Source organism: Streptomyces eurythermus, from assembly GCF_014649115.1.
GTDB lineage: Bacteria > Actinomycetota > Actinomycetes > Streptomycetales > Streptomycetaceae > Streptomyces > Streptomyces eurythermus.
Genome location: NZ_BMSK01000004.1, coordinates 42,964 through 66,557 on the forward strand (window position 1 = coordinate 42,964; position 23,594 = coordinate 66,557).

The 23,594-nt window shown below is 74.1% G+C and carries 18 protein-coding genes and 1 riboswitch; of the genes, 11 read left to right on the top strand and 7 right to left on the bottom strand.

Annotated features, from left to right (window positions below):
- Positions 1–98: 98 nt before the first annotated feature.
- The 3 genes from IE251_RS08095 to IE251_RS08105 all read right to left on the bottom strand — a co-directional run bounded on the left by IE251_RS08095 (position 99) and on the right by IE251_RS08105 (position 3,176).
- Entirely contained in the window at positions 99–902 is an 804-nt protein-coding gene (locus IE251_RS08095; RefSeq protein WP_189752224.1) for an enoyl-CoA hydratase/isomerase family protein, read from the bottom strand.
- A 117-nt stretch (positions 903–1,019) separates the two neighbouring features.
- Positions 1,020–1,241, bottom strand: a complete 222-nt coding sequence (locus IE251_RS08100) for a helix-turn-helix domain-containing protein (RefSeq protein ID WP_004002281.1) — start codon at positions 1,239–1,241, stop codon at positions 1,020–1,022.
- A 336-nt stretch (positions 1,242–1,577) separates the two neighbouring features.
- Positions 1,578–3,176 (bottom strand): ABC-F family ATP-binding cassette domain-containing protein, encoded by a 1,599-nt coding sequence (locus IE251_RS08105; RefSeq protein WP_189752225.1) that lies wholly within the window; start codon positions 3,174–3,176, stop codon positions 1,578–1,580.
- Positions 3,177–4,183: 1,007 nt separating this feature from the next.
- On the opposite strand from IE251_RS08105, the gene IE251_RS08110 reads away from it, so the two are divergent.
- Positions 4,184–4,600, top strand: coding sequence for a VOC family protein (locus tag IE251_RS08110; protein ID WP_189752226.1), 417 nt, complete (start codon positions 4,184–4,186; stop codon positions 4,598–4,600).
- A 16-nt stretch (positions 4,601–4,616) separates the two neighbouring features.
- Here the strand turns inward: IE251_RS08110 and IE251_RS08115 are convergent, their stop codons facing one another.
- The 3 genes from IE251_RS08115 to IE251_RS08125 all read right to left on the bottom strand — a co-directional run bounded on the left by IE251_RS08115 (position 4,617) and on the right by IE251_RS08125 (position 8,685).
- Entirely contained in the window at positions 4,617–6,035 is a 1,419-nt protein-coding gene (locus tag IE251_RS08115; RefSeq protein WP_189752227.1) for a hypothetical protein, read from the bottom strand.
- A gap of 193 nt (positions 6,036–6,228) precedes the next feature.
- Positions 6,229–7,356: an alpha/beta hydrolase gene (locus IE251_RS08120; protein WP_189752228.1), complete on the bottom strand. Its 1,128-nt coding sequence runs from the start codon at positions 7,354–7,356 to the stop codon at positions 6,229–6,231.
- Positions 7,357–7,863: 507 nt separating this feature from the next.
- Entirely contained in the window at positions 7,864–8,685 is an 822-nt protein-coding gene (locus IE251_RS08125) for a class II aldolase/adducin family protein (RefSeq protein ID WP_229896661.1), read from the bottom strand.
- 219 nt (positions 8,686–8,904) lie between these two features.
- On the opposite strand from IE251_RS08125, the gene IE251_RS08130 reads away from it, so the two are divergent.
- The 10 genes from IE251_RS08130 to cobI all read left to right on the top strand — a co-directional run bounded on the left by IE251_RS08130 (position 8,905) and on the right by cobI (position 22,521).
- On the top strand, positions 8,905–9,639 hold the full coding sequence (locus IE251_RS08130; protein ID WP_189752229.1) for a lysozyme: 735 nt from the start codon (positions 8,905–8,907) through the stop codon (positions 9,637–9,639).
- 143 nt (positions 9,640–9,782) lie between these two features.
- Positions 9,783–11,111 carry an inorganic phosphate transporter gene (locus IE251_RS08135; RefSeq protein ID WP_189752230.1) on the top strand — a complete coding sequence of 443 codons (1,329 nt, stop codon included), beginning with the start codon at positions 9,783–9,785 and terminating at the stop codon, positions 11,109–11,111.
- 33 nt (positions 11,112–11,144) lie between these two features.
- Positions 11,145–11,366: a hypothetical protein gene (locus IE251_RS08140; protein WP_189752231.1), complete on the top strand. Its 222-nt coding sequence runs from the start codon at positions 11,145–11,147 to the stop codon at positions 11,364–11,366.
- A 160-nt stretch (positions 11,367–11,526) separates the two neighbouring features.
- Positions 11,527–11,668: riboswitch (cobalamin riboswitch) on the top strand.
- Positions 11,669–11,766: 98 nt separating this feature from the next.
- The gene (locus tag IE251_RS08145; RefSeq protein ID WP_189752232.1) at positions 11,767–12,711 is read left to right on the top strand and encodes a cobalamin biosynthesis protein; all 945 of its coding nucleotides are present in this window, start codon (positions 11,767–11,769) and stop codon (positions 12,709–12,711) included.
- A complete protein-coding gene (locus tag IE251_RS08150; RefSeq protein ID WP_189752233.1) occupies positions 12,708–14,216 on the top strand; it encodes a cobyric acid synthase in 1,509 nt (502 codons plus the stop codon). Before IE251_RS08145 ends, IE251_RS08150 begins: the two co-directional genes overlap by 4 nt.
- On the top strand, positions 14,213–17,863 hold the full coding sequence (gene cobN, locus IE251_RS08155) for a cobaltochelatase subunit CobN (protein ID WP_189752234.1): 3,651 nt from the start codon (positions 14,213–14,215) through the stop codon (positions 17,861–17,863). Before IE251_RS08150 ends, cobN begins: the two co-directional genes overlap by 4 nt.
- Complete coding sequence (locus tag IE251_RS08160; RefSeq protein WP_189752235.1) at positions 17,860–19,848, top strand: putative cobaltochelatase; 1,989 nt, start codon at positions 17,860–17,862, stop codon at positions 19,846–19,848. The genes cobN and IE251_RS08160 overlap by 4 nt, the downstream gene beginning before the upstream one ends.
- Positions 19,848–20,447 (top strand): cob(I)yrinic acid a,c-diamide adenosyltransferase, encoded by a 600-nt coding sequence (cobO, locus tag IE251_RS08165; protein ID WP_030791176.1) that lies wholly within the window; start codon positions 19,848–19,850, stop codon positions 20,445–20,447. The genes IE251_RS08160 and cobO overlap by 1 nt, the downstream gene beginning before the upstream one ends.
- Positions 20,441–21,793 (top strand): cobyrinic acid a,c-diamide synthase CobB, encoded by a 1,353-nt coding sequence (locus IE251_RS08170; RefSeq protein WP_189752236.1) that lies wholly within the window; start codon positions 20,441–20,443, stop codon positions 21,791–21,793. Before cobO ends, IE251_RS08170 begins: the two co-directional genes overlap by 7 nt.
- Complete coding sequence (gene cobI, locus IE251_RS08175; protein WP_189752237.1) at positions 21,790–22,521, top strand: precorrin-2 C(20)-methyltransferase; 732 nt, start codon at positions 21,790–21,792, stop codon at positions 22,519–22,521. The genes IE251_RS08170 and cobI overlap by 4 nt, the downstream gene beginning before the upstream one ends.
- Positions 22,522–22,532: 11 nt before the next feature.
- Here the strand turns inward: cobI and IE251_RS08180 are convergent, their stop codons facing one another.
- On the bottom strand, positions 22,533–23,516 hold the full coding sequence (locus IE251_RS08180) for a ZIP family metal transporter (protein ID WP_189752238.1): 984 nt from the start codon (positions 23,514–23,516) through the stop codon (positions 22,533–22,535).
- Positions 23,517–23,594 lie beyond the last annotated feature (78 nt).

Here is a 23,594-nt window from a genome sequence, read left to right on the forward strand (position 1 = left end):
ACCCATACGCTCCGCGGGCGCGGGAACGCCGTACGGAACGCTGTCCGGGAGGCGCGTCGAGGCGTACGCCCGGATTCCGCCGGCCCGCGCGCGGGGGTCTATTCGCCGAGGCCGGCCAAGTCGCGCAGGCGGCGGGCCTGGGCGGCGCGTTCGGCCGCGCGCTGCTCCTCGTAGGTACGGTCGAGGGCGCCGCGCAGCAGCGCCTTGGTCTCCACCACGGCGTCGCGCGGCGCGGCCAGCAGCGCCGCCGCCAGGTCCCGTACCGTCGCGTCCAGGTCGGCCGCGGGCACGGCGAGGTTGGCCAGCCCGCTGGCCACCGCCTCCTCGGCCCCGACGAACCGCCCGGTCGCGCAGATCTCCAGCGCGCGGGCGTACCCGACGAGGCCGACCAGCGGGTGGGTTCCGGTCAGGTCGGGAACGAGACCGAGGCTGGTCTCGCGCATGGCGAACTGGACGTCGTCGGCGACGACCCTGAGGTCGCAGCCGAGCGCGAGCTGGAAGCCGGCCCCGATGGCATGGCCCTGGACGGCGGCGATGGACACCAGGTCGGTGCGCCGCCACCAGGTGAACGCCTCCTGGTATTCGGCGATGGTCGCGTCGATCCCGGCGTCGTCGCGACGCGCGAGGTCGACGAAGGTCGGCTCGCCCGGAATCCCCTCCGGGGTGAACATGCGACGGTCCAGCCCGGCGGAGAAGGACTGCCCCTCGCCGCGCAGCACGACCACCCGGACGGAGCCCGGCAGCAGCCGACCGGCCTCGGCGAGCGCCCGCCACAGGGCGGGAGTCTGCGCGTTGCGCTTGGCCGGGTTCGTCAGCGTCACCGTGGCGAGGGTGTCCTCGACGGTGAGCCGTACGCCGTCCTTGTCGAGTGCGGGAGCGAGGTCCTGGTCGGGCGAAGCCATGGGGTGCCTCCGATGGGTGCGGTCAGCAGAGCTGAGCTAAGTGACTGCACAGTAACCACCCGGCCGGTCGGTCCGCCGACCGGGTGGCCACCATCGAAGCCGATGGGCCGCCCGGAGTCAGGACGAAGCGGCCTTCTTACCCCGGGTCGCTCCGCCACGCCCACGGAGCGTGACGCCCGACTCGCTGAGCATCCGGTGCACAAAGCCATACGAGCGGCCGGTCTCCTCGGCCAGTGCCCGGATGCTCGCACCGGAGTCGTACTTCTTCTTCAGGTCTGCCGCGAGCTTGTCGCGCGCGGCGCCGGTCACCCGGCTGCCCTTCTTCAGAGTCTCGGCCACCCGTGCCTCCTCATGGGAAGTGCGCTCTGGTCTCCTCATGATCACCCCTCCTGGGCGTGATGGCCACCCATTCGGCAAGGTCGGTGAGACATCGTTGTGACGACAGGAGGGGTTCCCCACAAACGGAATACGCGATTCCAGCGGGTGGGGTCCAGGGGTCCGTACGGGGGGATTCGCGAAGTACCAGGTCAGGAACGCCGAGCGGCCGGCCCCCCGGCTACTGGGGGGTCGGCCGCGAAATCCGTGTATGACACACCTCGATACGAGGAGATCTCACACAGATGATGGATCACGGATGGGCCGAATGATCCATGCGGGATGGATCAGGCCCGTCGATCACGCGAGGGTGACGAGATCCGCGTAGTCGGAACCCCACAGGTCCTCGACGCCGTCCGGGAGCAGGATGATCCGCTCGGGCTGGAGTGCCTCGACGGCGCCCTCGTCGTGGGTGACGAGGACGACCGCGCCCTTGTAGGTGCGCAGGGCGCCGAGGATCTCCTCGCGGCTGGCGGGGTCCAGGTTGTTCGTCGGCTCGTCCAGGAGCAGCACGTTCGCCGAGGAGACGACCAGCGTGGCGAGGGCGAGCCGGGTCTTCTCGCCGCCGGAGAGGACACCGGCCGGCTTGTCGACGTCGTCACCGGAGAACAGGAACGAGCCGAGCACCTTGCGGACCTCCACCAGGTCCATGTCCGGGGCGGCCGAGCGCATGTTCTCCAGGACCGTGCGGTCGGGGTCCAGGGTCTCGTGCTCCTGGGCGTAGTAGCCGAGCTTCAGGCCGTGGCCGGGGACGACCCGGCCGGTGTCCGGCGTCTCCACGCCCGCGAGGAGGCGCAGCAGCGTGGTCTTGCCGGCGCCGTTGAGGCCGAGGATGACGACCCGGGAGCCCTTGTCGATGGCGAGGTCGACGTCGGTGAAGATCTCCAGCGAGCCGTACGACTTCGACAGGCCCTCGGCCATCAGCGGGGTCTTGCCGCAGGGCGCGGGCTCCGGGAAGCGGAGCTTGGCGACCTTGTCGGACTGGCGGACCGCCTCCAGGCCGGAGAGCAGCTTGTCCGCGCGGCGGGCCATGTTCTGCGCGGCGACCGTCTTGGTGGCCTTGGCGCGCATCTTGTCGGCCTGCGAATGCAGGGCGGCGGCCTTCTTCTCGGCGTTGGCGCGCTCGCGCTTGCGGCGCTTCTCGTCGGCCTCGCGCTGCTGCTGGTAGAGCTTCCAGCCCATGTTGTAGACGTCGATCTGGGAGCGGTTGGCGTCCAGGTAGAACACCTTGTTCACGACCGTGTCCACGAGGTCGACGTCGTGGGAGATGACGATGAAGCCGCCGCGGTAGGACTTCAGGTAGTCCCGCAGCCAGATGATCGAGTCCGCGTCGAGGTGGTTGGTGGGCTCGTCCAGCAGCAGGGTGTCGGCGTCGGAGAACAGGATCCGGGCCAGCTCGATACGGCGGCGCTGACCGCCGGAGAGCGTGTGCAGCGGCTGGCCGAGCACCCGGTCGGGCAGGTTCAGCGCGGCGGCGATGGTGGCGGCCTCGGCCTCGGCGGCGTACCCGCCCTTGGTGAGGAACTCCGTCTCCTGGCGCTCGTACTGCTTCATGGCCTTCTCGCGCGTGGAGCCCTTGCCGTTGGCGATCCGCTCCTCGTTCTCCCGCATCTTGCGGATCAGCACGTCGAGGCCACGCGCGGACAGGATGCGGTCGCGGGCGAGGACGTCGAGGTCGCCGGTGCGGGGGTCCTGCGGGAGGTAGCCGACCTCGCCGGAGCGGGTGATCGTGCCGGCGGCCGGGATGCCCTCGCCGGCCAGGCACTTGGTGAGGGTGGTCTTGCCTGCGCCATTGCGGCCGACGAGGCCGATGCGGTCGCCCTTGGCGACACGGAAGGTGGCGTTCTCGATGAGGACGCGCGCACCGGCGCGCAGCTCGATACCGGAGGCGGAGATCACGGACAGACTCCAGGGCGTACAGGGATTGGCGGGTGGGCGGCTGAGGACGTTCCCGCCGTCTAATGCGCGAGGAGAATGGCCATGGGGCCAAGTCTAACGGGGCGGTGCAAGCGGTTTTCCTGCGTCCTGGCGACCGGGCGCGGGGCGGGCGCCCCGGGGCGGTGCGGCCGGGGTGATCCGGCCCAGGCCGTCCAGGGCCGCGAACCGGTGCGGCCGGGGTGATCCGGCCCAGGCCGTCCAGGGCCGCGAACCGGCCGGCCCAGGCGGTGTCCGCGCACGGCCGGGCGAGCAGCGGGGCCGGAGCGCGCCCGAGCGCGCCACCGGGGCGGAACGCGCGGCCGTCGCGGGCGGGCAGGGGCCGGCGCAGATCGCCGTCGGCGGTGGGGTACGCGGCGACGCGAGGCGCGGGGTGACGACCGCGAGGATGCCACGGCCGAGGACGCGGGACGCCGGCGCCGCCGTGGGCCGGGAGCCACTCGGCCGGGTCGGGCAGGGCCGGTGCCGGCGCACGGCGCGGCCGTCGGTGGCGGTGAGCAGCCCGCCGCCCCTGAGCGTGACTGCCTCCCCGCGCGCGGGGAGCACGGCGGCGGTGCCCCACGCGCGCGTACCGGCGGCGCGGGCCACCGCCGCGGGTGTCGTACCCGGCCACGACGGCGCCGCGCACCCGGGGCACCTCGCTCTGCCGGCGGGGCTCTGGCTCCTCGGCGTACTCCATCAAGCCCGGCCCCGGCCTACGGGGGACCGGCTCACCGCATCCGCGTTTCCCGACCGGGCCTGCGCGTCGGCCGCCCACCGGGAGCTGGGGGGCGGGGTGTGGCGGGGCGGCACCTCTCCCCCTCCGCTGTCCCCTGGACGCGGCGGGGCGGGCGCGTCACTCGGTCGGGTTATGCCCGTACTCGGCGGGATGGGGCGGTTTCGGGTGTTGTGTGCGGTGGGAAGCGAAGACGCGTGCGGTGCGACGGACGCCGGAGGACGACGGAATCGGTGCGCGAAGGAGTGTGGTCGGCATGGCGGGCACGGGCGGCGGCGGACGGCCGGGCATCTGCCCCACACTGCTGTACACGGACGCGAAGGCGGCGATCAGGCAGCTCACCGAGGGCCTGGGCTTCACCGAACTGTCGGTGTACGAGACGGCGGACGGCACGGTCCTGCACGCCGAGCTGGCCCAGGCCGGCGGCGTGGTGATGATCGGCTCCAAGGGCCGCGGCGACCCCCTCGACGGCGCCCTGGAGCAGGCGGGCCCCGCCGGGGTGTACGTCGTGGTGGACGACGTGGACGCCCACCACGAGCGGGCCGTGGCCCATGGGGTGGAGATCCTGATGCCCCCGGCGGACCAGAACTACGGTGCCCGGGAGTACCTGGCCCGGGACGCCGGGGGGAACGTCTGGAGCTTCGGGACGTACGCCCCGGAGACCGGGGCCTGAGCCGCCCCGGTGGTACTCAGCCCCCGGTGTGCACCTGGAACGCGGCCCGGCGCACGGCCTTGGCCAGCGCCGGGTCGGGGTGCGCGGCGGCGAGCGCGACCAGCACCTGCACGGTGCGCGGGTGGCCGACCGCGCGGACCTCTTCGAGCAGCTGGGGCACGGTGGGCTGCACCGCGGACTCCAGGTGCCTCACCAGCATCGGCGCCTCACCGTGGTCGGCGACCGCGGCGGCGGTGTCCACCCACAGCCAGGTGGCCTCCTGGCGGGTGAGCACCTCGTGGGCGTCCTCCGGGTCGATCCCGTCGTGCTCGGCGAGCCACAGCAGGGCGTACGGCCGCAGCGCGGGCTCGCCCACCACGGCCCGTACGTCGGGCTCGGCGGGCGCGCCGACGACGCGCAGCGCCTCGAAGGCCAGCCCGCGCAGCAGCGCGTCGTCACCGCGGGCGGCGTCGATCAGCTCGGTGACGGCGCTGCCGACGGGGCGGGCGGCGAGCCAGGCGCGGTACTCGGCGCGGGCCGCGTTGGGGCGCAGCTGGGCGCAGCCGCGCAGCATGTCCTCGGCGGACTGCTCGATGTTGCCGGCGGGGCTCTGCGCGGCCACGCAGATCTGCTCCAGCTTGACCCACACCGCCCAGCTGCCCAGCGGGGTGAGGGTGGCCTGGCCGCCGCCGTAGGTGAGGGCGCCGACCGAGGCGAGGGCCCGCAGTGCCCAGTCGAGCAGCGGGGCGAGCGGGGCGTCGGCGGCGGGCGCGGCGGCCGCCGGGGCGGGCGACCCGGCGGGCCGTCCGGTGCCGGGTTCGTAGGCGACCTCGCAGCGTTCGGTGCGCAGCTCGGTGACCCGCTGCTGGAGCAGGTCGAGCAGCTGCTCCACCGGGACCGGGCCGGCCGACAGCTGGAGGAACGAGAGCACCTGGGGCATGGCCGAGACGACCTCGGCGACGGCGGCCGGCTCGTGGTCCGCGGGCTCGGGGAAGGCGAGCGACCAGGCGTCGAAGAGGGCGACCCAGCCGCGCAGTACGGCGCTGTCGTCGCGGTCCCAGGCGCGCAGCCGCCAGCCGGGCCGGGCGCTGTCGCCGTGCACCTCGACGAGTCCGGCGAGGCGGGCGGTGTCCCAGTCGGCGCGGATCTGGGCGACGCTCAGGCCCAGGTCGGCGGCGGCGCGTTCGGCGGTGGCGTCGGAGAGCGTCGCCTTTCCGTCGGCGGTGGCACCGTGCCGGCCGGGGCCGAGGGCGGCGTCGGCCCAGCGGGCGACGCGGACCGCGCCGGCCAGACCGGTACGGGCCATTCCGGCCAGTTCGGCGGGGGCGGGCGTGCCCTCGGGCGGCCGGGGTGCCGGGCGGCGCGGACGCCGCTGGTTCACAGCTCTGGGGGCGGCGGCCAGGGGTCGAGGTCGGACGAGTCGGAGCCTGGAGTCGCGCGGGATACGGGACGTCACGGGTGCAGTCTTCCGGTTGACGGTCCGAAAACCCAAACGGAATGTCAGGGCGGGCACCGGGGCCGGCCGGGGCACGGGGCGCGGGGCGGTGGGACGGACCGGATCGAGCCAGTCGTGCGCCGGTGGCCGGATCGGCTCCACGCCCGTAACCGGAATGCCGGCCACCGGCGCGCGCGGGCCCCGGCGCGCGGGGTCACAGCAGCGGGGTGAGGAACCGGCGCAGCCGTTCCTCGTACTCCTCGGGGTCCGCGTTCCACATCGCCGCGTGCGGGGCGTCCGGGACGGTGTGCAGGGTGACGAGGCCGGGCCGGCGCCGGGCGAGCCGGCGGGAGTACTCCCAGGGCGCGACCTGGTCGTCCGGGCCGTGCACGAGCAGGGTGGGCACCTGGAGCCGGTCCGGGGCGCCGGGCCCGGCGAGTCCGTCGGCGTGCAGTCCGGCCCGGCCCTGCGCGGCCCGCACCGCGAGGGGCAGCAGCGGCTCGGGGGTGTGCCGGGCCCGGGCCAGCGCGCGCAGCGTGGCGGGCCAGCTCAGGACCGGGGAGTCCAGGACGAGCCCGGCGACGCGGTCGCGGACCTGGGAGTGCTCGGCGGCGCGCAGGGCCATGGTGGCGCCGGTGGACCAGCCGAGGAGGACGACCCGGCCGGCGCCGTGGCGGACGGCGTACCGGATGGCCGCCTCGACGTCCCGCCACTCCGTCTCGCCGAGGTGGTTCAGCCGGTCCGGCGGGCGGGGGGCGCCGGGGTCGCCGCGGTAGGCGAGGGCGAGGACGGGCAGCCGGCGGGCGTGCAGGAAGCCCATCAGGTTCAGGGCGTGCTCCCGGGTGGTGCCCAGGCCGTGTACGGCGATCACCCAGGTGTCCCGGTCGCCGGGTACGAACCAGGCGGGCAGGGCACCGAGTTCGCCGGGCACCTCGACGTCGGTGTGGTCCAGGCCGAGGGAGGCGCGGGGGTTGCCGACGTACAGGTTGGGGGTGAGCCAGGCCGCGTCGCCGGCCGTGAAGGTGCCGTGGGTGACGCGTTCCAGGCGCCGTACGACGGTGTCGGCGGCGTGCGGGGTGCCCTCCAGGACGGGGCCGACGACCGCGTGCGAGCCGTCGCCGGCGAGACCGTAGACACCGGGGCGCAGGGTGGCCAGATCACGGGTGAGCGTGATCCGGCCTGCGGCCGTGCCGTGCACGGTGAGCCGGGGCTCGGTGGGCAGCGGGCGGCCCGCGGACACCTTCAGCGCGGCGTCGCTGGCGAGCCGGCCGGCGACCACGGAGGCCGTGCCGGCGGCCAGGACGGCGGTGACCGCACCGGCGGTCGCTGAGACGGTACGCACGGATCCAGTGTCACGGGGGCGGCGGGCGGCGGCCAGCCGAAGCGCCGGGCGGGGTGAGGAGGGCGGGCGGGGAGACGGACGCGCCGCCGAGCCCGGGAGGGCCGGGAGCGGGCGCGTGGGCGGGGTGCCGACACGCCGGGGCGAGGTGCCGACACGCCAGGGCCAGGACCGGATACCGGCGTGCCCGGGCCGGGCACCGACGGGCCGGGGCCGGAGGGCGTCACGGCGGGCCGGGGCGGGCCGGTTCGCCAGGGCGCGGCGGAGCACGGCGAGCGGAACCGGCCTGTTCCGGCCGCGCGCGGCGCGCGACCTCCGCCGGGCCCGGCGGAGCAGAGCCAGTGCGGCCGGCAGGGCTCGCTCATACGCGGCGCGCGCGGCCGGCAGAGCCCGGCCGTACGCGGCGTACGCGGCCGGCAGGGTGCCGTGGAACGGGGCCGGCGTGCCCGTACGGGCCCGGCGGAGCGGGGTGTGCGGGGTGCGGGGCGGGCTGCTGTTCGGCAAAAGGGGTCACCTCCGTTGGCCGTACCCCTTCAAACGTTCCCCGACCTCCGCCACTTGTGCCTCGGTGAGCAGGGTCGGGCTCAGGCCCGGCACCGACGACGCCGTCAGCCACAGGCGGCACATCCACTCCAGCTGGGCGGTGCGGTCGTAGGCCTGGTCGAGGGTGGCGCCGTAGGTCACCGTGCCGTGGTTGCGCAGCAGACAGCCGGAGCGGCCGGCGAGGGCGCGGAGCATGTTCCCGGCCAGCTCGTCGCTGCCGTAGGGGGCGTAGGGAGCGACCCGTACGGGTCCGCCGAGGGCGGCGGCCATGTAGTGGACCAGCGGCAGCTCGGGGACGAGCGTGGAGACCGCGGTGGCGTGCACGGCGTGGGTGTGGACGACCGCGCGGGCGTCGGTGGTGCGGTAGACGGCGAGGTGCATGGGCAGTTCGCTGGTCGGCACGAGGGTGCCGAGCACCTGGCGGCCGGTGAGGTCGACGCCGGTGAGGTCGGCGGGGGTGAGCCGGTCGTAGGGCACCCCCGAGGGGGTGACCAGTACGAGGTCGCCGAGGCGGGCGGAGACGTTGCCGGAGGTGCCGACCACCAGCCCGTCGGCGACGGTACGCCGCGCCGTGGCGACCACCTCCGCCCAGAGCCGCGCCACGTCCTCCCCGATGTCCGGCACTTCGCCCTCCCCCGCTTCCTCCCCGACGTCCGACACCGCGCTCTCCCCCGCGCCCCGGCGGGCGCTCCCCGGCTCGGCCGGGGGCTCGTCCGGGGAGTCGTCGGGCCGCCCGCCCTGTCGTTCGTCCGGTCGCCCGTCCTTCGCGTTCCGTCCCGGTTCAGCCATGCGGTGATCCTGCCAGCCGGAGGGACGGGGAGCGGGCGGGCCGGTGGATCCGGCCGGAAACCGCGGAGCCGAACGGGGGGATTTCGGGGGGAAACGCCTGAAATCGCCCGGTTTTCCGTGTTCGGCGGACCTTGAATGACTCCCTCCTGCCCACCCACGGGCACCGCCGCCCGCGAGGGCCGGCGCGCCCGTCGTCCGCCACCCCCGGGGGGAGCCCGTATGGCCCGTGTACCCACCCTCGCCCGCCGCCGCGTGAGCGTCCTCGCGGCGGCCGTGGCGGCGGTCCTCGCCCTCACCGGCCCCGCGACCGCCGCCGCCAAGCCGCCCAAGGGCCACGACGTGTCGTCGCACCAGCGGCACGTGAAGTGGCCGGACGCGCGGAAGAAGGGAGCGCGCTTCGTCTACGTCAAGGCCACCGAGTCCACCGGCTACCGCAACCCCTACTTCGCCGAGCAGTACGCCGGCGCCCGCAAGGCCGGCCTGATCCGGGGCGCGTACCACTTCGCCCGCCCCGACCGGTCCTCCGGCGCCAAGCAGGCCGCGCACTTCGTGCGGCACGGCGGCGACTGGCGGGGGGACGGCTGGACGCTGCCGCCCGCGCTCGACATCGAGTACAACCCCTACGGCTCGCGCAAGTGCTACGGGCTGGGCAAGAAACGCATGGTCGCCTGGATCCGTTCGTTCAGCGACGAGGTCCGCCGCAAGACCGGCCGCCGCCCGGTGATCTACACGACGACCCAGTGGTGGAAGCTGTGCACCGGCGACAGCCGCGCGTTCTCGAAGGACCACCCGCTGTGGATCGCCCGGCACGGCACCGCCCGGCCGGGGGCGCTGCCGGGCGGCTGGAAGTACTGGACGTTCTGGCAGTACCGCACGAAGGGCACGCTGCCGGGTGACCAGGATCTCTTCAACGGCACCCTGGACCGGCTGCGGATCTTCGCGCGGGCCCGGTAGCCAAGGGGGGCCCGGCCCGGCGGGGCGGAACAGAACCCCGGTATGGGATTACCGACACCACCATGCCCGTCCCAGTTCATCTTCCGTTCACCCAGGTTGCCTACGTTCATCCAGCCAACGACCTCGAACGATTGCCTGGGTAAATGGAAAGCTTCTCGCTGATCCTCGCGATTGTGGTGGTAACCGCACTCGCGTTCGATTTCACGAACGGTTTCCACGACACCGCGAACGCGATGGCCACCACCATCTCCACAGGCGCCCTGAAGCCCAAGATCGCGGTGACCATGTCCGCCGCCCTCAACCTTGCGGGCGCCTTCCTCTCCGTGGAGGTCGCGAACACGATCTCCAAGGGTCTCGTCGACGAGACCGGCATCCGTCCCGAGGTCATCTTCGCCGCCCTGGTCGGCGCGATCCTCTGGAACCTGCTGACCTGGCTGGTGGGCCTGCCCTCCAGTTCCTCGCACGCCCTGATGGGCGGCCTGGTCGGCGCCACCGTCGCCTCCGCCGGCTTCGACGCCGTCCACGGCGGCGTCCTGGTCACCAAGGTGCTGCTCCCCGCCGTCGCCGCGCCGGTCGTGGCGGGCCTCGCCTCGTTCCTGGCCACCCGGCTCTCCTACGGCATCGGCGGCACCGGCGACAACGAGGCGACCCGCAAGGGCTACCGCGCCGGCCAGATCGCCTCCGCCGGCCTGGTCTCGCTCGCGCACGGCACCAACGACGCCCAGAAGACGATGGGCATCATCACCCTCGCGCTGATCGCGGGCGGCTCCCTCGCTCCCGGTTCCAACCCTCCCACCTGGGTGATCCTCTCCGCCGGCCTGGCCATCGCGCTCGGCACCTACATCGGCGGCTGGCGCATCATCCGCACCATGGGCAAGGGCCTGACCGACCTGGAGCCGCGCCAGGGCTTCGCCGCCCAGACCGGCGCCGCGACCGCCATCCTGGCCTCCTCCCACCTCGGCTTCTCCCTCTCCACCACCCACGTCGTCTCCGGCTCGGTGATGGGCGCGGGCCTCGGCCGCAAGGGCGGTGTGGTCCGCTGGTCCACCGCGACCCGCATGGCCGTCGCCTGGGTGCTCACCCTGCCGGCCGCCGCGCTGGTCGGCGCGGGCGCCGAGTCCGTCACCGACCTCGGTGACTGGGGCACCGCCGCCGTCGCCGTCTTCCTGGTCGCCGCGAGCGCCGCGATCTGGAAGATCTCCCGCCGCGAGGTCGTGGACCACACCAACGTGGTCGAGGAGACCGGCGAGCCGGCCGGTGTCGTCACCGCCGCCATCGCCGCGGTCACCCCGCCGCCCGCCGGCCCGATCGCCGACAGCCTGACGGTCCCGGCCGCCGAGAAGCCGCTCTCCGCGGACCTGGCCACCGCCGGTCTGGCCACCGCCGACCTGACGACCGGCGATCTGACGGCCACGATCCCCGCCCCGGCCGCCGAACCGGCCCCCGCCGCCCCGCCGGCCGCCACGGTCTGACCCGCCCGCACGGTTACTGAAGGAAGCAATCCCATGAAGATCGACTGGGCGGCCCTCGGCTCCGTTCTGGGCGTCAGCGTCGTGTTCACGGTGTGCCTGGTGGCCCTGTTCACCCTCGGCATCAACGGCCTGTCCCGCCGCGAGCGGGCCGCGGCCCAGGGCGGCTCCGCCACGCTCGCCGTCACCGGCGCCTACGCCTGCTTCGCCGCCTGCGCGGCGGCCGTGGCCTACGGCATCTACCTGATCGTGGCCTGACCGCAGACTCCCGATCCCCGCCTCCGCCCCGCCGACCGGCCCACCCGCCGGACCCGGCGGGGCGGAGGCGTGTTCGCGGCGGCCCCGAAGACCCGTCCGGCGCCCCGGTGATGTGGGCCTCAGCACAGTCGGGCATCCCAGGTCAAAGGCAAGTTGACGGCCCTTCCGGGCACGTGGTGGACTGCCCAGGCCATGTACGGCGGCAGCAGAGGAAGCCGGTGCGAATCCGGCGCGGTCCCGCCACTGTCACCGGGGAAGAACCCCCGGGAGCCAGGAACTCTCGCCGCCGGAATCCGTCGAACCAGGGCGTGGACACCCTGAGTGAGGACATGAATCGCCATGCTCGGCTGCCGAAGGACCCGTACCGGGAACGCCCCTGTGCCCACGGCCGGCTGAGCCGATGGGTGCCGACCGCACATACGCGTACGGCGCCGCCGCCGGCGTCCTCGGTGATCTGCTCCTCGGCGATCCCCGCCGCGGGCACCCGGTCGCCGCGTTCGGCCGCGCGGCCACGGCCGTGGAAGGCGCGTTGTGGCACGACCACCGCGGCTGGGGCGCCGTGCACACCGCCGTATGCGCCGGTGGCGCCGTCGCGCTCGGGGCGCTGGCCGCACGCGCCGTACGCCCCTCCCGTACCGCCTCCGTCGCGCTGACCGCCGCCGCCACCTGGGCCGTCGTCGGCGGCACCTCGCTCGCCCGCGAGGCCGACGCGATCGGGCGCGCCCTGGCCGCGGGCGACGTCGAGGCCGCCCGCGCCCGGCTGCCCCACCTGTGCGGCCGCGACCCGCAGGCGCTGGACGCCGACGGAATGGCCCGGGCCGTGGTCGAGTCGGTCGCCGAGAACACCTCCGACGCCGTGGTGGGCGCCCTGGTGTGGGGAGCCGTGGCCGGCGTGCCGGGACTTCTCGGGTTCCGGGCCGTCAACACCCTGGACGCCATGGTGGGTCACAAGTCGCCCCGCCACCGCCGCTACGGCTGGGCCTCCGCCCGCCTCGACGACGTCGCCGGCTGGCCGGGCGCCCGGCTCACCGCCGTGCTCGCCACCCTCGCCGGACCCGACCCGCGCGGCGCCCTGCGTGCCTGGAAGGCCGACGCCCGCAAGCACCCGAGCCCCAACGCCGGTCCCGTGGAGGCCGCCTTCGCGGGCGCCCTCGGCGTCCGGCTGGGCGGCACCCTCTCGTACGGCGGCCGGGTCGAACACCGGCCCGTGCTCAACGGCGGCGCCGGACGCCCGGTCCGGGTCACCGACATCGACCGGGCGGTACGGCTCTCCCGCCGCGTCGGCCTGCTCGCCCTCGGCACCACGCTCGCCGCGCGCGCACTCCTGAAAGGACGTGGGAAGTGAACGGTGGCCTCCTCGTGGCCGGCACCACCTCGGACGCCGGCAAGAGCGTCGTGACGGCCGGGATCTGCCGGTGGCTGGTCCGCCAGGGCGTCAAGGTCGCGCCGTTCAAGGCGCAGAACATGTCCCTGAACTCCTTCGTGACCCGGGAGGGCGCGGAGATCGGCCGCGCCCAGGCCATGCAGGCCCAGGCCTGCCGGATCGAGCCGACCGCGCTGATGAACCCGGTGCTGCTCAAGCCCGGCGGCGAACAGAGCAGCCAGGTCGTGCTGCTCGGCAAGCCGGTGGGCGAGCTGAGCGCGCGCGGCTACCACGGCGGGCGCCAGCAGCGGCTGCTGGGCACGGTGCTGGACTGCCTGGCCGAGCTGCGGGGCACGTATGACGCGGTGATCTGCGAAGGGGCGGGCAGCCCGGCCGAGATCAACCTGCGGCGGACCGACATCGTCAACATGGGCATCGCGCGGGGCGCGCGGCTGCCGGTGCTGGTGGTGGGCGACATCGACCGCGGGGGCGTCTTCGCGTCCTTCTTCGGCACGGTCGCCCTGCTCTCGCCCGAGGACCAGGAGCTGGTCGCCGGGTTCCTGGTGAACAAGTTCCGCGGCGACGTCGGTCTGCTCGAACCCGGCCTGGACATGCTGCACGGCCTCACCGGGCGGCGGACCTACGGCGTGCTGCCGTTCCGGCACGGGCTCGGCATCGACGAGGAGGACGGACTGCGCGTCTCCCTGCGCGGCACCGTACGGGAGTCCGCCGTCACTCCCCCGGTCGGCGAGGACGTGCTCCGGGTCGCCGTGTGCGCGATCCCGCTGATGTCCAACTTCACCGACGTGGACGCGCTGGCCGCCGAACCGGGCGTCGTCGTACGGTTCGTGGACCGGCCGGAGGAACTGGCCGACGCCGACCTCGTGGTGATCCCGGGCACCCGCGGCACCGTACGGGCACTGCAGTGGCTGCGGGAACGCGGACTGGCCGACGCCCTCGTACGCCGGGCCGCCGAACACCGCCCCGTACTCGGCATCTGCGGCGGCTTCCAGATCCTCGGCGAGCACATCGAGGACGACGTCGAAAGCCGCAAGGGACACGTCGACGGGCTCGGCATCCTGCCCGTGCGCGTGCGCTTCGCCCGCGAGAAGACCCTCACCCGGCCCAGCGGCCAGGCCCTCGGCGAGCACGTCGACGGCTACGAGATCCACCACGGCGTCGCCACGGTCGAGGGCGGCGAACCCTTCCTGGACGGCTGCCGCGTCGGCCAGACCTGGGGCACCCACTGGCACGGCTCCCTGGAGTCGGACGGCTTCCGCCGGGCCTTCCTGCGCGAGGTGGCCGCCGCCGCGGGCCGCCGCTTCGTACCCGCGCCGGACACCTCCTTCGCCGCGCTGCGCGAGGAGCAGCTCGACCGGCTCGGCGACCTCATCGAACAGCACGCGGACACGGACGCGCTGTGGCGGCTCATCGAGTCCGGCGCGCCGCAAGGACTGCCTTTCATTCCACCGGGAGCGCCCGCATGAGCACAGTGTTGTTGTTGTCGACCGCCGACACGGATCTGCTGGCGGCCCGGGCCTCCGGCGCCGGCTACCGCATCGGCAACCCCACCCGGATCGACGTCGCCGGGGAACTGCCGGCCCTCCTCGAGGGCGCGGACCTCGCCGTCGTACGCCTGCTGGGCGGCAAGCGGGCCTGGGAGGACGGACTGGCCGCGCTGAAGGCGTCCGGCATCCCGACCGTGCTGCTGGGCGGCGAGACCGTACCCGACGCCGAACTCATGGCCGACTCCTCGGTGCCCGCCGGTGTGGTCGCGGAGGCACTGAAGTACCTGGTCGAGGGCGGCCCCGCCAACCTGCTGGAACTGTCCCGGTTCCTGTCCGACACCGTGCTGCTGACCGGCGAGGGCTTCGAGGAGCCGCGCCGCATGCCCGAGTTCGGCGTGCACGGCGCCTACGACATCCGCGACGGCCGCCCGACCGTGGGCGTGCTGTTCTACCGGGCACACGAACTGAGCGGCAACACCGCCTTCGTGGACACCCTGTGCCAGGCGATCGAGGCGGCCGGCGCCAACGCCCTCCCCGTGTACTGCGGTTCGCTGCGCGGCGCGGACCCCGCCCTGTACGAGCTGCTGGGGCGGGCCGACGCGCTGGTCGCCACCGTCCTCGCGGCCGGCGGCACCCACGCCTCCCAGGCCTCCGCCGGCGGCGACGAGGAAGCCTGGGACATCGGCGCGCTCGCCGACCTGGACGTCCCCGTGCTGCAAGGGCTCTGCCTCACCTCCTCGCGCGCCGCGTGGCAGGAGTCCGACGCCGCCCTGTCCCCCATGGACGCGGCGATGCAGGTCGCCATCCCCGAGTTCGACGGCCGGCTGATCACCGTCCCCTTCTCCTTCAAGGAACAGGGCCCCGACGACGTCCCGGTGTACGTCGCCGACCCCGAGCGGGCCGCCCGGGTCGCCGGGATCGCCGTCCGGCACGCCCGGCTGAAGCACAAGCCGAACGCCGAGAAGAAGATCGCCCTCGTCTTCACCGCCTACCCGACCAAGCACTCCCGGGTCGGCAACGCCGTCGGCCTGGACACCCCCGCGTCCGCCGTCCGGGTGCTCGACGCGCTCCGCGACGCCGGCTACTCGCTGACCGAATACCCCGACGGCGGCGACGAGTTGATCCACCGGCTCATCGAGGCCGGCGGCCACGACGTGGAGTGGCTGACCGAGGAACAGCTGGCCGCCGCGCCCGCGCGGGTACCGCTCGCCGACTACCGGGCCTGGTTCGGGAAGCTGGACCCGGAGCTGCGGGACGCCATGACCGAGGCATGGGGCGAACCCCCGGGCAGCCTCTACGTGGACGGCGACGACATCGTGCTCGCCTCCCTCCAGTACGGCAACGTCGTCGTCATGATCCAGCCGCCGCGCGGCTTCGGCGAGAACCCGATCGCGATCTACCACGACCCCGACATGCCGCCCTCCCACCACTACATGGCGGCCTACCGCTGGCTGGAGAACAGCTTCGGTGCCGACGCGATCGTGCACATGGGCAAGCACGGCACCATGGAATGGCTGCCGGGCAAGGGCCTCGGGCTCTCGCGCGGCTGCGCCCCGGACGCGGTCCTCGGCGAACTGCCGCTGATCTACCCGTTCATCGTCAACGACCCCGGCGAGGGCACCCAGGCCAAGCGGCGCGGGCACGCCACCGTCGTCGACCACCTGGTACCGCCGATGGCCCGCGCGGACACCTACGGCGACCTGGCCAAGCTGGAACAGCTGCTCGACGAGTACGCGCTGGTCAGCGACCTGGACCCGGCGAAGGCCCCGGCCGTCCGCGCGCAGATCTGGACGCTCGTCAAGGCGGCGGAGCTGCACCACGACCTGCACGTGGACGAGCAGCCGGACGACGACGCCTTCGACGAGTTCGTCATGCACATCGACGGCTACCTGTGCGAGATCAAGGACGTCCAGATCCGCGACGGCCTGCACATCCTGGGCGGCGGCCCGGTCGATGAAGCACGCGTCAACCTCGTCCTCGCCGTGCTGCGCGCCTCCCAGGTGTGGGGCGGCCAGGCCAACGCCCTGCCCGGCCTGCGGGCCTCGCTCGCGGCCCACTTCGGGCTGGTGGAGAAGGAGCTGCTGGCCGAGCCGGGCGCCCCGGTGAAGGTGCCGGTGGAGCTGACGGACCTGGTGGAGGGTCCGGCCCGGTCCGCCGCCGACGCCATCGACCTGCTGGAGCAGCTGTGCCGGCGGATCGCGGAGGGCATGGAGGCCCGGGCGTGGGACCGTACGGTGGTCCCGGCCGTCCTGCGGGGCGTGCTCGGCGCCGAACTGCCCGACGCGGTCGCGGTGCTGGAGTTCGCCTGCGACGAGGTCGTGCCGCGGCTGGCGCGGACCACCGACGAGATCGGGCACATCCTGCGGGCCCTGAACGGCGGTTACGTCCCGGCCGGCCCGTCCGGCTCCCCGACCCGCGGCCTGGTGAACGTCCTGCCGACGGGCCGCAACTTCTACTCCGTCGACCCCAAGGCCATCCCGTCCCGGCTCAGCTGGGAGGTCGGGCAGTCGCTGGCGGACTCGCTGGTGCAGCGGTACCTGACCGACACCGGGGAGTACCCGAAGTCCGTGGGCCTCACCGTGTGGGGCACCTCCGCGATGCGCACCCAGGGTGACGACATCGCCGAGATCCTGGCCCTGCTCGGCTGCCGCCCGGTGTGGGACGAGGCATCGCGCCGGGTGACCGGCTTCGAGATCGTCCCCCTGGCCGAACTGGGGCGGCCCCGCATCGACGTCACCGTCCGCATCTCCGGGTTTTTCCGGGACGCGTTCCCGCATGTGGTCGGGCTGATCGACGACGCGGTCCGGGCGGTGGCGGAGCTGGACGAACCGGCCGAGTCCAACTACGTCCGGGCACACGTGGACGAGGACGCGGCCGAGCACGGCGACCGGCGCCGCGCCACGGCCCGCATCTTCGGCTCCAAGCCGGGCGCCTACGGCGCGGGCCTGCTGCCGCTGATCGACGCCCGGAACTGGCGCAGCGACGCGGACCTCGCCGAGGTGTACGCGGTCTGGGGCGGCTACGCCTACGGCCGCGGACTCGACGGGCGGGCGGCGCGCGGCGACATGGAGACGGCGTTCCGGCGGATCGCGGTGGCGGCGAAGAACGTCGACACGCGTGAGCACGACCTGGTCGACGCCGACGACTACTTCCAGTACCACGGCGGCATGGTCGCCATGGTGCGGCACCTGACGGGCGTCAACCCCGAGGCGTACGTGGGCGATTCGGCGACGCCGGACCAGGTGAAGACGCGCACGCTGGGCGAGGAGACCCACCGCGTCTTCCGCGCGCGCGTGGTCAACCCGCGCTGGATGGCGGCCATGCGCCGGCACGGCTACAAGGGCGCCTTCGAGATGGCGGCGACCGTGGACTACCTGTTCGGCTACGACGCGACGGCGGGCGTGGTCGATGACTGGATGTACGAGAAGCTGAGCGCGGAGTACGTCTTCGACCCGGAGAACCGGGACTTCATGAAGAAGTCCAACCCGTGGGCGCTGCGCGGCATCACCGAACGTTTGCTGGAGGCGGCGGACCGGGGGCTGTGGGCGGAGCCGGACGCGGACACGCTGGAGCGGCTGCGCGCCACGTACCTGGAGCTGGAAGGCGACTTGGAGGGCGACCAGTGACAACCCCCTTCCCCTTTACGGCCGTTGTCGGCCAGGACGATCTGCGGCTCGCGCTGCTGCTGAACGCCGTGTCGCCGGCGGTCGGCGGTGTGCTGGTGCGCGGCGAGAAGGGCACCGCGAAGTCGACGGCTGTGCGCGCCTTGTCGGCGCTGTTGCCCGCGGTCGCCGTGGTCCCCGGCTGCCGTTTCTCCTGTGACCCGGCCTCCCCGGACCCTCAGTGCCCGGACGGGCCGCACGAGGCCGGTGGCGGGACCGAGCGGGCCGCGCGGATGGTCGAGCTGCCCGTCGGCGCCTCCGAGGACCGGCTGGTGGGCTCGCTGGACATCGAGCGGGCGCTCGCGGAGGGCGTGAAGGCCTTCGAGCCGGGCCTCCTGGCCGACGCGCACCGCGGGATCCTCTACGTCGACGAGGTCAACCTCCTCCACGACCACCTGGTGGACCTGCTGCTGGACGCGGCCGCGATGGGTGCCTCGTACGTCGAGCGCGAAGGCGTCTCCGTGCGGCATGCCGCGAAGTTCCTGCTCGTCGGGACCATGAACCCGGAAGAGGGCGAGCTGAGGCCGCAGTTGCTCGACCGGTTCGGGCTCACCGTGGAGGTCGCCGCCTCCCGGGAGCCGGACCAGCGGGTGGAGGTCGTGCGGCGGCGCCTCGCCTACGACGACGATCCCGCCGGGTTCGCCGCGAAGTGGGCGCAGGAAGAGGCCGCCGTGCGGCAGCGGATCGTCGCCGCGCGGGAGTTGCTGCCGCAGGTGCGGCTCGGTGACGGGGCGCTGCGGCAGATCGCGGCGACCTGTGCCGCGTTCGAGGTGGACGGCATGCGCGCCGACATCGTGATGGCGCGGACCGCGACCGCGCTGGCCGCGTGGGCCGGGCGGACGGACGTCCTCGCCGAGGATGTGCGGCAGGCGGCGCTGCTCGCGCTGCCGCACCGGCGGCGGCGGAACCCGTTCGACGCGCCGGGCCTGGACGAGGACAAGCTGGACGAGACGCTGGAGCAGTACTCGGGGGACGACGGCGACGACGAGCCGGACCCCGATGGTCCCGGCGGCGGTGGGCAGCCGGCGCCGGACAGCGGTCCGCAGGGTGACGGCGGTGAGGCCGCGCGGCCGGAGGCCGGTGAGGGCGGGCAGCCGCAGGCGTCCGGTGCGGGCGAGCAGTCGGCCGCACGCGCCACCGAACCCTTCCGCACCAAGGCACTGACCGTCCCCGGGATCGGGGAGGGCGCCGCCGGGCGGCGCTCGCGGGCGCGAACCGAGCACGGGCGCACCACCGGGGCGCGCCGGCCGCAGGGGACGCTGACCAAGCTGCATCTGGCGGCCACCGTGCAGGCCGCCGCGCCGTATCAGCGGGCGCGGGGGCGGTCCGGGCCGGGGCTGGTCGTGCGCCGGGACGATCTGCGGCAGGCGACCAGGGAGGGGCGTGAGGGCAACCTCGTTCTCTTCGTGGTCGACGCCTCCGGTTCGATGGCCGCGCGGCAGCGGATGAGTGCCGTGAAGGGTGCCGTGCTGTCGTTGCTGCTGGACGCCTACCAGCGGCGGGACAAGGTGGGTCTGGTGACCTTCCGGGGCGTCTCGGCGGAGGTCGCCCTGCCGCCCACCTCGTCCGTGGACGCCGCCGCCGCGCGGCTGGAGTCGCTGCCGACCGGCGGTCGTACGCCGCTGGCGGCCGGGCTGCTGAAGGCGCACGAGGTGCTGCGCGTGGAGCGGCTGCGGGACCCGGCGCGGCGAGCGCTGGTGGTCGTGGTGACGGACGGGCGGGCCACGGGCGGTCCGGAGCCTGTGCTGCTCGCGTCCAGGGCCGCCGGGCTGTTCGCGGCCGAGGGCGTCGCCTCGGTGGTCGTGGACTGTGAGTCGGGACCGGTGCGGCTCGGGCTCGCCGGGCGGCTCGCCGCCGATCTCGGCGGTACCGCCGTGACGCTGGACGAGCTGCGGGCGGACTCGATCGCCGGGCTGGTGAAGGGTATTCAGGGCAGGAGGGCCGCGTAGTGCCGCAGGGACAGCCGAGTGTCGTACCGGACGACGGGCTGACGACGCGTCAGCGGCGGAACCGTCCGCTGGTCGTGGTGCACACGGGTATCGGCAAGGGCAAGTCCACCGCCGCGTTCGGGCTCGCGCTGCGCGCCTGGAACCAGGGGTGGCCCATCGGGGTGTTCCAGTTCGTCAAGTCGGCGAAGTGGAAGGTCGGCGAGGAGAACGCGCTGCGGGTGCTCGGTGCCTCCGGTGAGGGCGGCACGGTCGACTGGCACAAGATGGGCGAGGGCTGGTCGTGGGTCCAGCGGGACGCCCAGATGGACAACGAGGAGAAGGCCCGGGAGGGCTGGGAGCAGGTCAAGCGTGACCTGGCCGCCGAGACGTACCGGCTGTACGTGCTGGACGAGTTCGCGTACCCGATGCACTGGGGGTGGGTGGACACCGGTGAGGTGATCGAGGTGCTGCGGAACCGGCCCGGTACCCAGCATGTGGTGATCACCGGGCGGAACGCGCCGCCGGAGCTGGTGGACTTCGCCGATCTCGTCACCGACATGTCCAAGGTCAAGCACCCCATGGACGTGGGGCAGAAGGGCCAGAAGGGCATCGAATGGTGAGTTCGCCGGTGCCTCGGCTGGTCGTCGCCGCGCCCTCGTCGGGCAGCGGCAAGACCACCGTCGCCACGGGGCTGATGGCCGCGTTCGCCGCGCGGGGGCTCGCCGTGTCCCCGCACAAGGTGGGTCCGGACTACATCGACCCGGGGTACCACGCCCTCGCGACCGGGCGTACGGGGCGCAACCTGGACGCGTACCTGTGCGGGCCGGAGCTGGTCGCTCCGCTGTTCCTGCACGGGGCGCGGGGGTGTGACCTGGCCGTGGTCGAGGGTGTGATGGGGCTGTACGACGGGGCGGCCGGGCAGGGTGAGCTGGCGTCCACCGCGCATGTGGCGAAGCTGCTGCGGGCGCCGGTGGTGCTGGTGGTCGACGCGTCCTCGCAGTCGCGGTCGGTGGCGGCGCTGGTGCACGGGTTCGCGTCGTGGGATCCGGAGGTGCGCCTCGGGGGCGTGATCCTGAACAAGGTCGGGTCGGACCGGCACGAGGAGTTGCTCAGGGAGGCGCTGGACTCGTCCGGGGTGCCGGTCCTGGGTGTGCTGCGGCGGGTTCCTCAGGTGGACACTCCGTCCCGGCATCTGGGGCTGGTGCCGGTCGCCGAGCGGCGGGCCGACGCGGTGGACGCGGTCGCGGCGATGGCCGCGCAGGTCGAGCGGGGATGCGATCTCGACGCTCTGTCGCGGCTGGCGAGCAGTGCGGGACCGCTGCCGGGGGTGCCCTGGGAAGCGCCCGTCGGCGTGGCGGGGAGGCGTGCGGTGGTCGCCGTGGCCGGCGGTCCCGCGTTCACCTTCTCCTACGCCGAGCACGCCGAGCTGCTCACCGCCGCCGGAGCCGAGGTCGTCACCTTCGACCCCCTGCGGGACGAGCGGCTGCCCGAGGGGACGGCGGGGTTGGTCATCGGCGGTGGTTTTCCCGAGGTGTACGCCGCCGAGCTGTCCGCCAACGAGTCCCTGCGCGGGGCCGTTGCCGAACTGGCCCTCTCCGGCGCTCCCGTGGCCGCCGAGTGCGCCGGACTGCTCTATTTGTGCCGGGAGTTGGACGGCAGGCCGATGTGCGGTGTGCTGGACGCCACCGCGCGGATGAGTGAGCGGCTGACGCTCGGCTACCGGGACGCCGTGGCCGTCGGTGACAGCGCGCTGGCGGCGGCCGGGACGCGGATGCGGGGGCACGAGTTCCACCGCACGGTCGTGGAGCCGGGCGCGGGGGCCGCTCCCGCCTGGGGGGTCACGGCCCCGGTGCGGCGGGTCGAAGGTTTCGTACAGCAGGGCGTGCACGCGAGTTATCTGCACACGCACTGGGCGGCCGAGCCCGGTGTCGCCCGTCGGTTCGTGGAGAGGTGCCGGACGTCATGAGCAGCAGGCTGGTCGGAGTCGGGGTCGGTCCCGGTGATCCGGAGCTGGTGACCGTCAAGGGGGTCAACGCCCTGCGGGCGGCCGATGTCGTCGTGGTGCCCGTCATGGACACCGGGGAGCGGGGGCGGGCCGAGGCGACGGTGGCGCACTACGTGCCCGCGGAGAAGATCGTGCGGGTGGTGTTCGCGCTGAACGAGCGGACGGACCGGGCGCGCCGGGAGGCGGCCTGGGACGCGGCCGGGCGGCGGGTGGCCGAACTGCTGGAGGCGCACGCGTGTGTCGCGTTCGCCACCATCGGTGACCCGAACGTGTACTCGACGTTCACCTATCTGGCGCAGACCCTCGTGGAGCTGGTGCCGGGTGTGGTCGTGGAGACGGTGCCGGGGATCACCGCGATGCAGGATCTCGCGGCGCGGTCGGGGGCGGTGCTGACGGAGGGCACCGAGCCGCTGACCCTGGTGCCGGTGACGGCCGGGTCGGCGGTGCTGAAGGAGGCGCTGGCCGGTCCGGGCACGGTGGTGGCGTACAAGTTCGGCCGGCAGGCCGCCGAGGTCGCCGAGGCGCTGAAGGAGACCGGGCGGCTCGCGGACGCGGTGTGGGGGTCGGCGCTGGGTCTGCCGGAGGAGTCGGTGCGGCCGGCCGCCGAGCTGGACGGGTCGCCGCTGCCGTATCTGTCGACGCTGATCGCGCCGCCGCGGCGGGACGGCGGCCGGGGCGGGAAGCTGTGAGACCGGCTCCGTCACCCGGTGACGCCCACCACCAGCCATATGAACGCGACGCCCGCGACCGTGCACAGCAGGGTGGAGCGGGCGGGGTGGGCGTGGTGGGCCTCGGGGAGGATCTCGGCGGCGGCGAGGTAGAGCAGGGCGCCGCCGAACAGGCCGAGATAGCCGCCGAGGACGTCCTCGGGGATGGTGAGGAACGCGGACGCGGCGGCTCCGGCGACGGGTGCGACGGCGTCCGCGAAGAGCATGGCGAGGGCCTTGCGGCGGGCGTTGCCGTACAGGCGGGTGAGGGTGAAGGTGTTGAAGCCGTCCGCGAAGTCGTGGGCGATGACGGCGAGCGCGACCGCGGTGCCCATGCCGCCGCCCACCTGGAAGGACGCGCCGATCGCCACGCCGTCCATCAGGCTGTGCCCCACCATGGCGGCCGCCGCGGTCAGTCCCACCTCGGGGCTGCGGTGGCGGTGCTCGACCGCGTCGTGGCCGACCGCGGCGTGTCCGGCCGCCTCGTGCCGGGCCGCGTCGGGGCCGACCGCCTCGTGCCGGGCCGCCCCGTGTCCGGCCGGCCCGTGCTGGAGCGCCCCGTGTCCGGCCGGCCCGTGCTGGAGCGCCCCGTGTCCGGCCGACCCGTGCTGGAGCGCCCCGCGTTCGGCCGGCCCGTGCTGGAGCGCCCCGTGTCCGGCCGCTCCGTGCTGGGGCGCCTCGTGGCGGACCGCCGTGTGTTCGACCGCCCCGTGCGCGGCGCGGCGGGCCGCCAGCAGGCGTTCCACCAGATGGGCGAGGAGGAAGCCGGCCACGAACAGCAGCAGCGCGGCCGGGACGCCGTGGATCTCGTGGTCCGCCGCCCGCAGGGCCTCGGGCAGCAGGTCCAGGCCGACCACGCCGAGCATCAGCCCGCCGGCCAGGCCCAGCACCAGATGGCGGCGGTCGGTCACGCGCTGTGCCGTCCAGCCGCCGGCCAGCGTCATCAGGAACGCGCCGAGCGCGACGAAGACCGCCATACGCCCTTGCTATCGGATCGACCCGGGTTCCCGCACGTCCGACGGCAGTCACCGCAGTACTCGTAGGAGAGGACCGAT

What these genes read in the sequence shown, in the direction of transcription:
- IE251_RS08095 (WP_189752224.1), bottom strand. Translation starts at nt 902, where the DNA reads ATGGCTTCGCCCGACCAGGACCTCGCTCCCGCACTCGACAAGGACGGC.
- IE251_RS08110 (WP_189752226.1), top strand. Translation starts at nt 4,184, where the DNA reads ATGGCGGGCACGGGCGGCGGCGGACGGCCGGGCATCTGCCCCACACTG.
- IE251_RS08125 (WP_229896661.1), bottom strand. Translation starts at nt 8,685, where the DNA reads ATGGCTGAACCGGGACGGAACGCGAAGGACGGGCGACCGGACGAACGA.
- IE251_RS08130 (WP_189752229.1), top strand. Translation starts at nt 8,905, where the DNA reads ATGGCCCGTGTACCCACCCTCGCCCGCCGCCGCGTGAGCGTCCTCGCG.
- IE251_RS08135 (WP_189752230.1), top strand. Translation starts at nt 9,783, where the DNA reads ATGGAAAGCTTCTCGCTGATCCTCGCGATTGTGGTGGTAACCGCACTC.
- IE251_RS08140 (WP_189752231.1), top strand. Translation starts at nt 11,145, where the DNA reads ATGAAGATCGACTGGGCGGCCCTCGGCTCCGTTCTGGGCGTCAGCGTC.
- IE251_RS08145 (WP_189752232.1), top strand. Translation starts at nt 11,767, where the DNA reads ATGGGTGCCGACCGCACATACGCGTACGGCGCCGCCGCCGGCGTCCTC.
- cobN (WP_189752234.1), top strand. Translation starts at nt 14,213, where the DNA reads ATGAGCACAGTGTTGTTGTTGTCGACCGCCGACACGGATCTGCTGGCG.
- IE251_RS08170 (WP_189752236.1), top strand. Translation starts at nt 20,441, where the DNA reads ATGGTGAGTTCGCCGGTGCCTCGGCTGGTCGTCGCCGCGCCCTCGTCG.
- cobI (WP_189752237.1), top strand. Translation starts at nt 21,790, where the DNA reads ATGAGCAGCAGGCTGGTCGGAGTCGGGGTCGGTCCCGGTGATCCGGAG.
- IE251_RS08180 (WP_189752238.1), bottom strand. Translation starts at nt 23,516, where the DNA reads ATGGCGGTCTTCGTCGCGCTCGGCGCGTTCCTGATGACGCTGGCCGGC.